Origin of the sequence: Nitrospira sp., from assembly GCA_024760525.1 — a bacterium.
In the GTDB taxonomy this organism is placed as follows: Bacteria; Nitrospirota; Nitrospiria; order Nitrospirales; family Nitrospiraceae; genus Nitrospira_D.
Genome location: CP060499.1, coordinates 2,362,624 through 2,377,585, shown reverse-complemented (window position 1 = coordinate 2,377,585; position 14,962 = coordinate 2,362,624). Strand labels below are relative to the sequence as shown.

The window sequence follows — 14,962 nt, the reverse complement described above, 5'->3', positions numbered from 1 at the left end:
TCTAGGCTATTTCTTGTCTTTGTCTACTTCTTCAAATTCTGCGTCCACGACTTTCTCGTCGGTTTTTGCCCCCTCGGTACTCCCGCCGTCCGTCGCACCCGGTTGCGGACCCGGAGATGCAGCGGCTTTCTTGTACATTTCTTCGGCCAATTTATGCGAGGCAGTCATGAGCGACTGAGTCGCCGATTCGATGGCCTCGGCATCGGTGCCCTCCAGCGCCTTCTTGACGGCCGCAATGGCGTCCTGGATCTTCGTCTTCTCCTCAGCGGAAACTTTGTCGCCGTATTCCGTGATGTTTTTTTCTGTTTGATAGACCAGATTATCCGCCTGGTTCTTGGCTTCGGCCAACTTGCGGCGCTTCTTATCGTCTTCCGTATGCGACTGGGCATCCCGAACGAGGTTCTCAACCTCTTCTTTGCTTAGACCGCTGGAGGCGGTGATCTTGATGGATTGCTCTTTTTGAGTGGCCAAATCCTTGGCCGAAACGTGCACGATGCCGTTGGCATCGATATCGAATGTCACCTCAATTTGCGGCATGCCGCGAGGCGCCGGTGGAATGCCGACCAAGTCGAACTGCCCAAGAAGCTTGTTGTCGTTGGCCATTTCCCGTTCGCCTTGGAACACCCGGATGGTGACAGCCGTTTGATTATCGGCTGCGGTCGAGAACACCTGGCTCTTCTTGGTTGGAACGGTCGTATTGCGCTCGATCAGTTTGGTGAACACGCCGCCCAGCGTCTCGATACCCAATGATAAGGGAGTGACATCGAGGAGCAGAACGTCCTTGACCTCTCCTTTGAGAACTCCGCCTTGGATGCCGGCTCCAATGGCTACGACCTCGTCAGGATTGACTCCACGATGCGGTTCCTTCCCAAAGAAGTCCTTGACGACCTGAATCACCTTGGGCATGCGGGTCATGCCGCCGACCAACACGATCTCTTGGATATCCTTGGCGGTGACACCGGCGTCGGACAAGGCCTTGCGGCAGGGTTCGATCGTGCGCTGAACCAAGTCGTCTACCAGCTGTTCGAGTTTCGCCCGGGTCAGCTTCGTGACCATATGCTTGGGGCCGCTGGCATCGGCGGTGATGAACGGCAGGTTGATTTCCGTTTCCTGAGACGAGGACAATTCGATTTTGGCCCGTTCGGCCGATTCTTTCAGGCGTTGGAGTGCCATCCGGTCTTTCCGCAAATCGATGCCTTGGTCTTTCCTGAACTCGTCGACCAGCCAATCCATCACGCGTTGATCGAAGTCGTCGCCACCGAGATACGTATCTCCGTTCGTGGATTTCACCTCGAAGACACCTTCGCCGATTTCGAGGACGGAGATGTCGAAGGTTCCGCCGCCCAAATCGTACACGGCGATCCGTTCATCCTTCTTCTTGTCAAGGCCGTATGCGAGGGACGCCGCCGTCGGTTCGTTGATGATGCGGAGAACGTTCAGACCGGCAATTTGGCCGGCATCTTTTGTCGCTTGACGTTGGCTGTCGTCGAAATACGCGGGGACGGTGACGACGGCTTCGGTGACTTTTTCACCGAGATAATCTTCGGCCGTCTGCCGCATTTTCTGCAGAATCATGGCTGAGATTTCCGGTGGGCTATAGCGTTTGCCGCGCAATTCCACGTGCGCGTCGCCGTTATCGGCTTCGACCACTTTATAGGGAAGCCGTTTCATGGCCTCTTGAACTTCACGGCTCTTAAACTTCCGTCCCATCAGGCGCTTCACCGAGAAGATGGTATTTTCCGGATTGGTGATTGCTTGCCGTTTTGCGATTTGGCCGACCAGCCGTTCAGTCTTGTCGGTGATGGCCACGACGGAAGGAGTGGTCCGGCTCCCTTCGGCGTTGGCGATCACGACGGGGTCTCCGCCACTCATAATCGCCACACAAGAGTTGGTGGTCCCGAGATCGATACCGATGACTTTACCCATTGGTGGACTCCTTCCTTCTCGACCAGGTCGACTGAATGAGGTCAGTTCGTCGCTGAGTCATGTTCGTGTGCATGGGCCGGGCCTGACGAAACACTGACCATTGCAGCCCTCAGAATTCTATCGTGTAACCGATAACCCTTTTGAAACTCGTCCAACACTTTATTGGCCGGCAGGTCGTTGGACGGCACGTAAGAGACTGCTTGATGTGTGCTTGGGTCGAACTCCTGGCCGGTTGTTTCTACCGCCTGTACGCCGAACTTCGCAAGGACGCCGGATAGCTGCTTGAGTGTCAGTTCCACACCTTGGATTAAGGCCGAATCGCCTCCGTTTGTCCGAGACGCCTTGATTGCGCGCTCCATATTGTCGACAACCGGCAACAGCTCTTTCAAAAGCTGTTCATTCCCGAATCTGATTTGGTCACGCTGGTCGCGTTGTGTCAGGCGTTTGTAGTTTTCAAACTCGGCGGCCAGCCGGAGGTACTTATTGTTGGCCGCCTTGCATTCTTCAGTCTTCAGGGCCAACTCGTCCTGAAATGAGGAACTCGTCGTGTCCTTTACGGAAGAATCGCCTTCTAAACCATCGATTGTATTGGCGTTTGTTTTTTCTTGGTCTTGATCGTCGTTCATTCTGATGCCTCTACAGCGCTGGAGATATCCATAGGAGTCAGGGAAGTCAACGGGTGAAAGGAAAATAAAATGATGCGGATGAGAAGAAAATCAGGTCCACTGCGTCAAACTTGCGCCACGGGCGCGGCGAGAGAGAAGTTCGAGCCCATTCAAGGTCAGGAAGGGTTCAATATGTTGGATTGACTTCGCTTCCGGAGCGATCACCGAAGCCAATCCTCCTGTGGCGATCACATACGAGGTACGGCCCATTTCTTCTTCCATCCGCCGGACTAGGGTATCTACGAGACCGGCATAACCGAATACGAGTCCCGCTTGAATGCTTCCGGCTGTATCGATGCCGATGACGGTCTTCGGCCGAGCGAGTTCTACCTTGCTCAGTTTTGCAGCCCGGGAAAAAAGGGCATCGGCGGAAATCGAGAGACCCGGGGCGATTGCGCCTCCGAGATATTCGCCGAGGTGACTGACGGCACAAAACGTTGTGGCTGTGCCGAAATCAACGATGATGAGATCGCGGCGAAACTTATGATAGGCCGCGGCCGCATTCACGATACGGTCGCTGCCGATCTCTTTCGGGTTCAAGTACTTCAGCGTCAAGCCTGTGTCCATCTCGGATGAGACAATGATCGGGGTGCAGCGAAAGGATGTTTCGACCATCGATTCGAATGTTTCCGTGAGGGCGGGAACGACGCTGGAAATGATGGCGCCGGTGATGTGCTCGGGGACACGGCCGCTTCGCGCCATGACGCTGAGGCAGAGGACGCCGTACTCATCGGCGGTGGTTTTAGGATCGGTCGCCAATCGCCAATGGGTCAGCAGAGTCGGTCCGTCAAAAATCCCCCCGACAATGTTGGTATTTCCGATGTCGATCGCCAATAGCATGGAGCCTATTCTACTCGGCATGGTGCCGCTTTCGCTACTCTCTCAGATGAAACACATCCGCTGCGCGCACGTCGATGAGGGGCATCGGTTGTGACCGAGATGGAGGTGACGAGGTTCTTACTTGCAACGCCCCATCGGCAGAAATTGCTTCCGCCGTGCCGCTGATCTCCTGATCGTCTCTGAAAAGGACCCGCACCTGGCGTCCCAGTGTGGTGCAGCGAGTGGTATAGGCCTGTCGCAGCCGGACAGGCCCATGGGATCGAAGCTCGCCAAGCCACTGTTCAAGCTCCAACAGCAGTTGTGCAATGAGGCGATTTCGGTCGATCGGTCGCTGAGCGGCTTCGAACAATGATGCGGCAATCGGTCGTAAGGCTTCTGGAAAAGACTCCGGCGGCGAGTTCACGTTGAGTCCGATCCCGATGACGACAACCGGGTCGTTGGATGAAGGGAAGATCCCTTCGCAGAGAATCCCGCCGACTTTGCGTTCTTGGAAGAGCAGGTCATTGGGCCACTTGAGCGCGAGGGACACGCCGGCCGCCTGTTGGGTGGCTTCGGCGACGGCGAGCGCGCTGACAAGCGGCACCCAGGACAGCCATTGCGAAAGGGAGAGGCTCTGTCCGACTCCACGTAGGATGACGGAGCAATAGATGTTCAGTCCTGGTGGGGAGAACCAGACCCGTCCATGTCGGCCGTACCCGCCGGATTGGCTCTCAGCGACCACGACAGTGCCGTCCGCTGCGCCGCTCTGAGCAAGTGCGCTTGCCTCCCCGTTGGTCGAGGGGAGTTCTTGATGCACGTATAGGGAATGACCAAGTGACTTGGTCGCGAGGGTGCTGCGGATATCGTCAACACTGAGGGGGGCGGAATAAGACATTGATTAGGAGCGTCGGATTGGCGATCGTTGCGACAAGGTCAAGACCAGACTGATTGCCGTTGCCGGGGCTGAATGGGTGAGCGCTCCGATTGAAATGCGATCGGCGCCGGCCGCGGCCATGGCTCGGATATTCTTGAGGGTGATGCCGCCCGATACTTCCACAAGCGCCCGTTTCTTGATCAAAGCCACGGCACGTCTCACCATACTTGGAGTCATATTGTCCAGCAGGATGATATCGGGTTTTGCTGCAAGTGCTTGTCGAACATGCGCGAGCGACTCTGTTTCGACGATAATCGGCAGGGCGTTTGACCGATGGGCCTGGGCTAATCGGCATGCCCGTTCAACGGGCCTTTGATTGCGCTGTAGAAGCGCGAGGTGGTTATCTTTTATGAGAATGCCGTCGCTCAATGATTGCCGGTGATTGAGCCCTCCGCCGAGCGAGACGGCCCATTTCTGAAGCGCGCGCCAGCCCGGAAGGGTCTTTCTCGTATCCAAAATGCTGACGGAGTAGCCGCGCACGGCCCGGCAAAACTGTTGCGTCAACGTGGCAATGCCGGACAGATGTTGAAGAAAGTTCAAGGCAACCCGCTCGGCCTGTAGGATCGACCGCCCATCTCCCTCGATATGAAGGAGCGGCTCTCCATTCTTCGCCCGGTCGCCGTCACGCTTGGAAACCGACAATCGCAGGGCAGGATCGACCATCAGAAACGTCTGAACCGCTGCCGCCATCCCCGCTACGACCAGAGACTGTTGAGCGATGATCTGGGCTTGAGCCGGAACCGGCGATGAGAAGATTGCGGATGTCGTCACATCTCCATGCGCCAGATCTTCTTCGAGCCCTTGACGCACGGCACGGCGAATCTCCGCCGCAGGAAGGTTCACCATGGGTCACTGCCCCAGCATGAGACGCAATTGCTGTTCACTGCTGGTCAACATGGTGCGATCCCGCGCGAGGGCGCGTAGACGACCTTCGTGATCGGCGATTACATCAGGAGGAGCCTTGGAGACGAAGTCGGTATTGTTGAGTTTGCTCTGCAACCGCTGGGCTTCCTTGTCGGCTTCACCGACTTGTTTCACGAGGCGGTCGAGCGCTTTCTTGAGATCCACGTCGCCTTCGACGGACACGCCCACGGTGATGCCGCCGGAGACGAGCCGGAGCACCTTTGACGCCGGCCATTGCAAGGCTGGCGCGAGCGAGACCTGGCCGCGGCCCAGATGCGCGAGGTTTTGCTCCAGCGAAGCAAGTGTCGCGAGCGCGGCGGCTTCTTCATGCGTCACAAAGAACCGCACCTCTTTGCCCGGTGGATAATTCAGGAGCACACGGGCGGTGCGCATGAGACCGATGCTCTGTTCGAGCAGACCGAAGGCGGCTTCGGCTGCTGCGTCATGTTGGGACGCCCGAGCGGTCGGGTAGGGTTGCGTGACGATCGTCTCGCCGCTGTGCGGAAGAGTCTGCCAGATCTCTTCCGAGATGAACGGCATGAAGGGATGGAGCAGACGAAGCCAAATGTCGAGCGTGTCCTGCAGGGTCTGTCTGGTCACCGGACCTAGCGGATGCGCGGGATCTTGCAGGACCGGCTTTATGAGCTCGAGATACCAATCACAGTATTCGTGCCAAATGAATTGGTACAAGGCATTGGCCGCACGATCGAATCGATAGGCCTCCAGTTCGAACGTCACGGTTTGAATCGCCTGGTTGAGACGGCTGACGATCCAGCGGTCGGGAAACGGACGATCGGTCGGCGAACAGGAAGCCTTTGGGCCGTCGAGATACATGTGGGCGAACCGTGCGGCGTTCCAGATCTTATTGGCGAAATTGCGATACCCCTCGATGCGTTCTTCGGCGAGTTTGATGTCCCGGCCGGGTGAGGCCATGGAAGCCAGGGTGAATCGGAGCGCATCGGTCCCGAACTGCTCCATGACATGCAACGGATCGATGACGTTGCCTTTGGATTTACTCATCTTCTGCCCTTCGGCGTCGCGCACCAGAGCATGAATATAGACGTCGCGGAAGGGGACATCGCCCATGAACTTGAGTCCGAACATGATCATGCGGGCGACCCAGAAAAACAGAATGTCGAAACTCGTCACCAGGGTCGAGGTCGGATAGTAGGTCTTGAGTTCCGGCGTCTGCTCGGGCCATCCGAGTGTGGAGAAGGGCCAAAGACCGGAGGAGAACCACGTATCCAAGACATCGGGGTCCCGGAGAAACTCCGATCCTCCGCAGGCCGGACATCGCGCCGGTGCGGACTTCGCGACGATGGGTGTGGCGCTTGGCAGAATCGTTGTACGCGAAATAGATTGGCCTGCCTGGGGGCTCGGATGGGTGGTGCGGGCGATATGCTGTGCGTTACAGGCGAGGCAGTACCAAGCTGGAATCTGGTGTCCCCACCAAATCTGCCGTGAGATACACCAATCTTTGATGTCTCGCATCCAGCCAAGATAGTTGTTGATCCAACCTTCGGGGATGATCCGAATCTTACCGGTCTCGACAGCATCGATCGCCGGGATGGCCAGCGGCTTGATCTTCACGAACCACTGCGGCGACAGATAAGGCTCCACCACCGTCTTGCAGCGGTAGCATTTCCCAACCGATAGCTTATGGTCTTCGACCTTCGCAAGGAGCCCACGCTCCTTGAGCAGCTCCGCAACCTTGTGGCGCGCTTTGGCGACCGGGAGCCCCTGAAGGGTGTCGATGACGGCGCGGTCGACGCCAGCCTTTTGCATTCCGGAGGTATCGAGCAGCGCCTGATGATCGAGGATTGGAAGCCGCGGCAAGTGATGGCGTTCGCCGGCTTCATAATCGTTGAAGTCGTGAGCGGGCGTAATTTTCACGGCGCCGGTGCCGAATTCGCGGTCAACGAGGATGGCATCGCCGACGACGGGAATCGTCCTGCCGGTGAGCGGCAGATTGATCTGTCTGCCGATCAGGCGATTGTAGCGGTCGTCTTCAGGATGAACGGCGACGGCCGTGTCGCCAAGCAGAGTTTCCGGGCGTGTGGTGGCGACGGTCAGTCGGGTACCAGGATCATCGGCGAGCGGATACTCGATCGAATAGAGTCTGCCCTTGACGTCCTCATGCTCGACCTCAATATCCGAGAGCGCGGTCAGGCAGCGAGGACACCAGTTGATGAGGCGCTCGCCGCGATAGATCAAGCCATCCTCGTAAAGACGCACAAAGACTTCGAGGACTGCCTTCGAGAGCCCTTCATCCATCGTGAAGCGCTGACGAGCCCAATCGCAGGATTCGCCGAGTCGTTTCTGCTGTCTGACAATGGTGTCGCCGGAGGTGGCCTTCCATTGCCAGACTCGTTCGATAAACCGTTCTCGTCCCAGAGCTTCTCGTGACAGCCCTTCGGCTGCGAGCTGTTTTTCCACGACATTCTGGGTTGCAATACCGGCGTGATCGGTTCCAGGAAGCCAGAGGGTATTCTGTCCCTGCATGCGCCGCCATCTGATCAGGATATCCTGCAGCGAATGGTTGAGCGCGTGACCGACATGAAGTGATCCGGTGACGTTGGGTGGAGGAATCACGATGCAATACGGCTGCCCCGGTTGTTCCAACGCAGCGTGGAAGTATCCGTGTGTGAGCCACTCCTGAGACCAGCGGTCTTCTACGGCCTTCGGATCATACGTCTTGTCGAGTTGGCGTATTGTCATCGTTCCATCGGAGTCCAAACGTCAGGTCGGCATCTTAGCATGTCTGTCTCACACAGAAAATGGCGCGAGTCGCAGCTTGTGACCTGCGGAGGCATGTGCTATACAGTCGCCCGCTGATTGGTGATCAATTCAACTACTGTAGGGAGGACCATGGCACGAGGTCGTGAGAAGGATCGGAAAACGAGAAAGAAACATCGAAAGAACGTCAAGCGGATGAAATCCCTGGCCAAGGCTCGGCGAGGGAAGCGGGGCAAGAAAGCTAGCGCTTAGACGGGTGTGAGGGTTCTTCGGTATCGATCAGACGCTTGAGTTCCGCCTTGATGTGCTGCTCGGCGATGTCAGGTACGATTCGCTGAACGGCCCGCTCGACAGTTTGTTCGGCGGCGGCTCGCACCAAGTCGTCAGCCAGCAATGGGGCCTGTTTCTCCACTGCCTGTCGAAGCTCATCCTTGACCAGCTGATTGATCGTTCCCACCTGTTCCTGCACAACGGCGGGTAAGTGCTGACGGACACCGGACTCGACCTCTTCTCGTACCAGCCGATCGACACTTTCTCCGATGGAGGGTTTGGCCACATCGGAGACGGCTTGCCGAATGATCGGTTCGCTGGCCGCAAGTTCTTTTCTAATGAGCGATGGCAATGCCTGAGAGACGAGAGGTTGAATAAGGGTCGCGAGGTATTCCTGAGAGAGAATGTTTCCGAGCTGAGCCTGCAACTCTTTCTGTACGATAGGCCGAACATGGGTTGCGAGTTTCTCGTCGATCATTTTGGGCAGCAGATCGGCAAGCGCCTGCTCGCTCCGTTTGGTCATCGATTGCACGAGCTGATCGAAGAAACCCTTCATCGCGTCTTCCGGCCCGGCATGGGAAGCCGGTGATGCCATTGATGCCAGCGGTGTGGCGGCCCGCTCGTTCAGAACAGGTTCTTCCTGCCCGTCGTCACCCGTCAAATGGTCGCTCGCGACCTCGTCATCGATGTCGGTCGAGGTTGATGTCGGAGGCCAGGCCCGCCGTGTGAGGCCTTTGCCGTTGGAGGCACCCACCGGTTTTTGCTGCAGAGATTTGAGGACTTCGAGCAGGTCTTCGGATTGAAATGGTTTCTTGAGAAATGCCTTGACCCCTAAGGTACGGAGATGATTTTCGTCAGGACGATCCGCCGGGTTAATCAACGACACAAGGAACGTTTCGGTGAGATTGTCGAGCTTATTGATCTCTTTGCAGAACCCCGAAAATGTCATGTTGTCGAGGTGGTAGTCGGCGATGATAAGCACAGGGCTGCTTCGCCGAGCCGCTTCGAGGGCAGCCGGTCCGTCGTGAAACCCAACGACCTCAAACCCTTCCGGAGCTGAGATCTGTTCCACCATTCGTCTGACCGCGGGGCTGCTGTCGACAACGAAGATCGGCGAAGGCATGACACATTCCCCCTACTTTTTTAGTTTCTTCGAAGCTAGCAAGGGGGGTATCCTTTGTCAAGAAAACGCTCGATATGTACTTGTATTCACGGTGTATTTCAGGACGAAAGAGAGTGCTGGCTGAGATCATGGTAGACCGACTGTGAGCCGCTCGATACGAGTTGTGTTTTTTGATGCCGCCGACACACTGTTTCATGTGCGTGGGTCTGTCGCGGAGATCTATCTCCGACACGCGGTTGAGTTTGGGTTTCGCCAGAAAGCCGATTCCCCGGCGGCGATCACACAGGCGTTTGGCCGAGCGTTCCGCGAAGCCCCACCGCCGGTATTCGCCGTCACCGACCCGGCACAGATCAAACACAGTGAACGGCTCTGGTGGTTCGATATCGTTCATAACGTCTTTTATCGTGTGGGGATGTTCGAGCGCTTCGACGAGTTCTTCGATCAGGTCTTTCGCGCGTTTGAAGATCACCGGTCCTGGTGCTTGTTTCCGGAAACAGCGTCAACCTTAGCGAAACTCAAGGAGCTGGATCTGGAGATCGGAATCATCTCGAATTTTGATTCGCGTCTATTTGCCGTGATGCGTGGACTAGGGATTGCCGAGGCATTCGACACAGTGACGATTTCAAGCCTGACTCACGCGGCAAAACCTGCTCCTCGAATCTTTCACGTCGCGCTGGAGAAACACGCAGCCGATCCTGATGAAGCTCTGCATGTCGGGGACAGTCTCAGAGACGATGTGGAAGGTGCGAGGAAAGCGGGGATACACGCCGTCTTGTTGGATCGTGAAAGAAGGCAGCAGCAACCGGATATTCAGACCATCACGAGCCTGGACGAAGTACTTCCACTCTTACAGCGGCTCGAGCAATAACGGCATGATCTCTTTTGCGCGGCCGTGCAGCGACAGATCGACCAGCGCTGATTGTGGCGTGGAATCGAGATTGATTTCGGCGACGAACGCGCCGGCCTGTTTCGCGATCGAGGCGAATCCTGCCGCAGGATAGACTACTCCAGACGTCCCAATGACGAGCAAGACATCGCAGTTTCGGAGCACCGTAGAGCATTGCTCGATGTCCGCGGCAAGCAGGGATTCGCCGAACCAGACGATGTGTGGGCGGAGCAACGACCCGCAACGCCGACACGTAGGCAAAATGGCAATGGGCACGTCGCGGTTGTCGTCCACCGCGCCGCAATCTGTGCAACGAACTTTCCAGATGTTGCCATGAATCTCGGTGAGTTTCTGTGAGCCCGCGTCCCGATGCAACCCGTCCACGTTCTGAGTGATCAGCCAAAAGTCCGAGCAGCGCCGCTCGAGCTCAACGACTGCGTTGTGAGCCGCATTCGGCAGTTTTGCGGCGACCAGTTCGCGTCGCCAGTTGTACCACTCCCAGACGAGTCGGGGATCACGCTCAAAAGCTTCCGGTGTTGCGAGATCCTCGGCTCGAAAGTTGCGCCACAAGCCGTCCGTGCCGCGAAAGGTCGGCACACCGCTATCAGCGGAAATGCCCGCGCCGGTCAACACAGTAATCGATGCGGCGGAGGAAAGCTGTTCCTTCAAGAGTGTGAGATTCGATCCACGAGACATACATGTCAACGGAGGGATAAGGTTACTGTGTCGCTGTGGAGCGGCATGCTATAGTACGCCCGCTTGATATGCAATGGAATGAGGATCGCCAATGAAACAGATCTTGATCGTCGGAGCCGGGTCCGTGGGAGGGTTTTTTGGAGCCCACTTGGCCAAGAACAATCCGGATGTCGCATTCCTTCTCCGGCCAAACACGCTCACAGCCGTCCGCCAAAACGGATTGACGATTCGGAGCACGAATGGATCGTTCACGGTCCGACCGAAGGCGGCGTCGGATGTGCGGGAGCTGCCGCGTCCCGATCTCATCATCCTCGGCGTCAAAGCGTACGATCTTGATGAAGTCATGGGGCAACTTGCGCCTGCGCTCACCGAACACACGGTGATTCTTACCTTGCAGAACGGTGTCGATACCGAAGACCGGCTCATTGCTCGAATCAATCGCGATGGCGTCGTCGGCGGAGTGGCCTATATCTATTCGAAGATTTCCGCGCCTGGGGTCATTGATCACTATAAGAAAGGGGCGGTGGCCATCGGCGAACTGATGGGATATGAGAGCGGTCGGCTTCTCAAAATCCGCGATCTTTTTGCATCAGCCGGCATTCCCTGTCAGTTGTCGAAGGATATCCGCCGCGCCAAATGGGAGAAGATGTGCTGGAATTGCGTGTTCAATCCCATGACTGTGCTGATGAACGACAGAGTGGCCAAAGCGCTTGACCATTCCGAGATGATGGGCGTCATCCGGCAGATCGTCGGAGAAGTGGCGGCCGTTGCGGCGACGCTCAAAGTGCCCCTGCCCTCGGACATGGCTGAACGGGTCGTGAAGGCCTCACAGGAGATTCGCGACATCCATACCTCCATGTATGACGATTGGAAAGCGGGGCGACCGACGGAGATTGAGTATTTGAACGGATTTATCGTGGAGCAAGGGCGCAAGCTCGGCATTCCGGTTCCCGTGAATGAGGCGCTCACGGCAATGATCCAAGCGATGACCGACAAGGATCGGACCGGTACCGGCATCGTGACCATCGATGGGGCTGTTGTGCAGCCGCTATCCTTCGATCATGCGACGATGGCTTCATTATCGGCCGAGCATCACGTGGATATGTCGACGGTCATGCCGGGTATGAAGGGTCGGGGGATCCGTTTGAGCGGGCTGCTGGATATTCCGGCGTTGTCCATCGGGGCAGATCACGTGGCGTTTCATGCAGCGGACGGGACGTACTCGGCCTGTCTCACACTACAGCAGGCAAAGGAATATGGGGTGTTGGTGTATGAACTGGATGGAACAGCCTTACCGGAAGCCAAGGGCGGCCCGTTTCGGCTCGTGACACCGGGGCTTGGCGATCGCTGCGCCAATGTCAAAGGCGTCGCCCGAATTGAAATCACTGAAGGACCCGGGCGCGATACAAGGCAAACAACTTGCCCGCCGGCCGCACAGCCCGACTGAAGCCGGTAAGCCGATCTTCATGATAACCGAAGCACAGACCTTTACGTTTTAGCGTGGGGGATGGATTGGCCGATATCACGTTTCACTATTCCGTGTTGGTGAAAAAAGCGATTACAGGCATCATTCTCGGCGCGATCGCGGGAGCGATCCAAGTTTGGTTTTTTAAACGTGATCTCATGCATCTTTGGGCAGCGATTGCCGCCGGGGCGGTGTATATGACCACTTGGGTAGTGTTCACGGATTGGCTCAGACTTGCTGGCGGCAAGATTCTTCTCGGAGGAGCAGCAGGTCTCATCGCTGCCATTCTTTGGTGGTCTATTGCCATTCATGCGGAAGACGCATTCATCCAGGCGGCGGTGGCCGGTCTCTGTTTTGGTGCGGCCTATGCTTGGTCTGATCGACGAATGACCTGAATTGTTTCACCAGAGATTCAGGGACACTCTTCTCTTTGATGGTGGACAAATAAAGACAGCCTGGGCGAATAGGATACGCGGTATGGCCGCATTGAGCATAGCAAGTCATGCCGTCACCTTGCGTCCTTCTAGAAGTCGCGGTATAGTGAAATTGTGATGTTCGAAGCTATGAATACTGGGAATCCAATGAAAGCTGCGCATCGGATGATGGGTTCGGGATGTGTGGTCCTCTTTCTGTGTATCTGTGTGTTGGCCCAGATGCTCGGGATGCCGGTCACGTTATTCAGCCTGATGACACCATCGTCCGACGTATTTCTGGAGTCCGTATCTGAAGATTTTTCTTTTCCGCCGACGGTGCCCAGACCTAGAGCTGCACACGTGCGGGGTCCACATACTGATGTACAGGCCTCGATCAATTTACCTGTCTTTGTGACGTCGGTCTTTCACCCTCCCCAAGCCTAGCATCCGTTCGAACTGACTCTGCGCGTCTTGTTCGCCGCCTCATCGCTGAGGACTACTGTGCGGAACGTGGCGCGCCGGACTCCTGGAATATTCTGAACGAACCGGTTGATGCGTGTTACCACGCGCTCAATTCTGGAAAAGAAGGGAAACATGACACTGATTACGATGAAGACGAAAGGATTGTTGTCCATCACGGCGGCGATCGGGTTGCTTGCCGCATCAAGCGCATTGGCGAACACTGATCTCATGACCGGCCAAGTTAAAAACAGTGTGGTTATGGAGGTGTCGGGCGATCAGAGAATCGTGGAGATCGAGGAGGCGGATTGGTCAGCGGCCTGTCTAGCGGGTTCAATGGTAACAGGCGATCAGAGGAGTCCGGATTGGCTCATGGCCGGGCTAGATGGAATTCCGAAAGAAATGGACAAATGCTCTGCACATGATTACATGATGCCGATGAACCGTTGATCTTTCGGGAGATACGGAGGAGAGGCACCTTTTCCTCCGTATCGACTCCGCATAGGCAGCAAATTGCTTCAATGAGAACCATGGGCGTACATACGTTTCATTCCACTTACGCTGGGTCCGGACTGGTCTGTCTAGTCTTAATTCTCTGTGTCTGTGTGGTCACGCAGATGCTTGGAATGCCGGTGACGTTCCTAGGTCTGCTTGACTCTTCCGACACCCTGACGGAGTCTGTGTCTGAAGATTCTTCGGTTCTCCCGTCATTACCTAGGCCGGTCAGGCCTAGTCTCCTGCATCTGCTCACCGAATACCGTGGTATACTTCAACTTCCGATCTTACTGACATCCGTGTTTCGTCCTCCCGCTGTCTAGCCGATCTTCTTGGCGCCATTGCATCAAGAGACATGCCGCTTGAGGCTCACATCGGGCCGCCAAGCAATGCTGAGTCTGATTGCTGCAACACGGCGCAACGCATCTGAAAGAAAATCTTCATGTGTGCGTCAAAGAGGGAGGGATCTGTATGAACTGCCTAATTTTTCGTCAGAGCCTCATTCTAGCGAGCGTTCTCTTTCTCGGCGGGCTCGCATCCGGTTGCGCGACGGTCGTCGCACCTCTATCGGATTCAGCCACTGTATCGACGGATGGGAGCCACGGCTTGTTATTCGGAAATATGCGACTGACGTGGTTTGGAACCGACCGGACGGAAGGAATCCAGCCACCGCAGGGTATGAGATGGACGTTGGAGGAAGAAACAAAGGGAAAACGCATCGTGGTCGCCGATCTTCCTACGGATGGCCCATTTGTGCTGAAGCTGCCGGCCGGGTCATATCGCGTCAAAGGTATCAGCTTCGACAGCCTAATGGGGATATGGCACGCAGCGCTCCCTACCACATTTCACATCCAGCCACGAGAATGTACATCATTGGGGATTTGGGAGCTTCAGAGAGAGACAAAAGTTTTCACGGGGTGGATAACGGGACACGTCCTTGAGGATCTCGAACTTTCGCAGGATGAACTGCAGCAGGCTCTTGCTGCGAGAGACTGTTCTTCATTGGGTGTTCCGCTTGATTCGGCTATGAGAAGCAAGTTGGCCTTTCAAAACAGGGGGTCAGGATTGGACTATTCTGACTGACTTGCAAAGCGGAGCATGTTGTCGCGCAACAATATGTGCCGGGGGGTGGATGTCGCAAGTCCGCCCCCCATTCCCGAAATTCAAAGGAG

Annotated in this window: 13 protein-coding genes; 5 read left to right on the top strand and 8 right to left on the bottom strand. The window is 56.3% G+C overall.

Translation table 11 applies throughout. The annotated features are described in order from the left end of the window. Nucleotides 1–6: 6 nt before the first annotated feature. The 7 genes from dnaK to H8K04_11020 all read right to left on the bottom strand — a co-directional run bounded on the left by dnaK (nucleotide 7) and on the right by H8K04_11020 (nucleotide 9,376). A complete protein-coding gene (gene dnaK / locus H8K04_11050; GenBank protein ID UVT14393.1) occupies nucleotides 7–1,926 on the bottom strand; it encodes a molecular chaperone DnaK in 1,920 nt (639 codons plus the stop codon). A gap of 41 nt (nucleotides 1,927–1,967) precedes the next feature. Next, nucleotides 1,968–2,552 (bottom strand): nucleotide exchange factor GrpE, encoded by a 585-nt coding sequence (grpE, locus tag H8K04_11045; protein UVT14392.1) that lies wholly within the window; start codon nucleotides 2,550–2,552, stop codon nucleotides 1,968–1,970. Nucleotides 2,553–2,642: 90 nt separating this feature from the next. Next, complete coding sequence (locus tag H8K04_11040) at nucleotides 2,643–3,431, bottom strand: type III pantothenate kinase (GenBank protein UVT17956.1); 789 nt, start codon at nucleotides 3,429–3,431, stop codon at nucleotides 2,643–2,645. A gap of 34 nt (nucleotides 3,432–3,465) precedes the next feature. Next, on the bottom strand, nucleotides 3,466–4,227 hold the full coding sequence (locus tag H8K04_11035; protein UVT14391.1) for a biotin--[acetyl-CoA-carboxylase] ligase: 762 nt from the start codon (nucleotides 4,225–4,227) through the stop codon (nucleotides 3,466–3,468). Nucleotides 4,228–4,308: 81 nt separating this feature from the next. Continuing rightward, on the bottom strand, nucleotides 4,309–5,190 hold the full coding sequence (nadC, locus tag H8K04_11030; protein ID UVT14390.1) for a carboxylating nicotinate-nucleotide diphosphorylase: 882 nt from the start codon (nucleotides 5,188–5,190) through the stop codon (nucleotides 4,309–4,311). A 3-nt stretch (nucleotides 5,191–5,193) separates the two neighbouring features. Next, nucleotides 5,194–7,965, bottom strand: a complete 2,772-nt coding sequence (locus H8K04_11025; protein ID UVT14389.1) for a valine--tRNA ligase — start codon at nucleotides 7,963–7,965, stop codon at nucleotides 5,194–5,196. A 259-nt stretch (nucleotides 7,966–8,224) separates the two neighbouring features. After that, on the bottom strand, nucleotides 8,225–9,376 hold the full coding sequence (locus H8K04_11020; GenBank protein ID UVT14388.1) for a response regulator: 1,152 nt from the start codon (nucleotides 9,374–9,376) through the stop codon (nucleotides 8,225–8,227). Nucleotides 9,377–9,518: 142 nt separating this feature from the next. On the opposite strand from H8K04_11020, the gene H8K04_11015 reads away from it, so the two are divergent. Then, nucleotides 9,519–10,244 (top strand): HAD-IA family hydrolase, encoded by a 726-nt coding sequence (locus tag H8K04_11015; protein UVT14387.1) that lies wholly within the window; start codon nucleotides 9,519–9,521, stop codon nucleotides 10,242–10,244. Here the strand turns inward: H8K04_11015 and H8K04_11010 are convergent. Further along, the gene (locus H8K04_11010) at nucleotides 10,224–10,958 is read right to left on the bottom strand and encodes an NAD-dependent deacylase (protein UVT14386.1); all 735 of its coding nucleotides are present in this window, start codon (nucleotides 10,956–10,958) and stop codon (nucleotides 10,224–10,226) included. The two genes, H8K04_11015 and H8K04_11010, sit on opposite strands and share 21 nt — an antisense overlap. Before the next feature lie 91 nt (nucleotides 10,959–11,049). On the opposite strand from H8K04_11010, the gene H8K04_11005 reads away from it, so the two are divergent. The 4 genes from H8K04_11005 (at nucleotide 11,050) to H8K04_10990 (ending at nucleotide 14,873) form a co-directional block, all read left to right on the top strand. After that, a complete protein-coding gene (locus H8K04_11005; protein ID UVT14385.1) occupies nucleotides 11,050–12,405 on the top strand; it encodes a 2-dehydropantoate 2-reductase in 1,356 nt (451 codons plus the stop codon). Between the two features lie 65 nt (nucleotides 12,406–12,470). Further along, nucleotides 12,471–12,818 carry a hypothetical protein gene (locus tag H8K04_11000; protein UVT14384.1) on the top strand — a complete coding sequence of 116 codons (348 nt, stop codon included), beginning with the start codon at nucleotides 12,471–12,473 and terminating at the stop codon, nucleotides 12,816–12,818. Nucleotides 12,819–13,430: 612 nt separating this feature from the next. After that, a complete protein-coding gene (locus tag H8K04_10995) occupies nucleotides 13,431–13,745 on the top strand; it encodes a hypothetical protein (GenBank protein UVT14383.1) in 315 nt (104 codons plus the stop codon). Between the two features lie 516 nt (nucleotides 13,746–14,261). Next, nucleotides 14,262–14,873, top strand: coding sequence for a hypothetical protein (locus tag H8K04_10990; protein ID UVT14382.1), 612 nt, complete (start codon nucleotides 14,262–14,264; stop codon nucleotides 14,871–14,873). Nucleotides 14,874–14,962 lie beyond the last annotated feature (89 nt).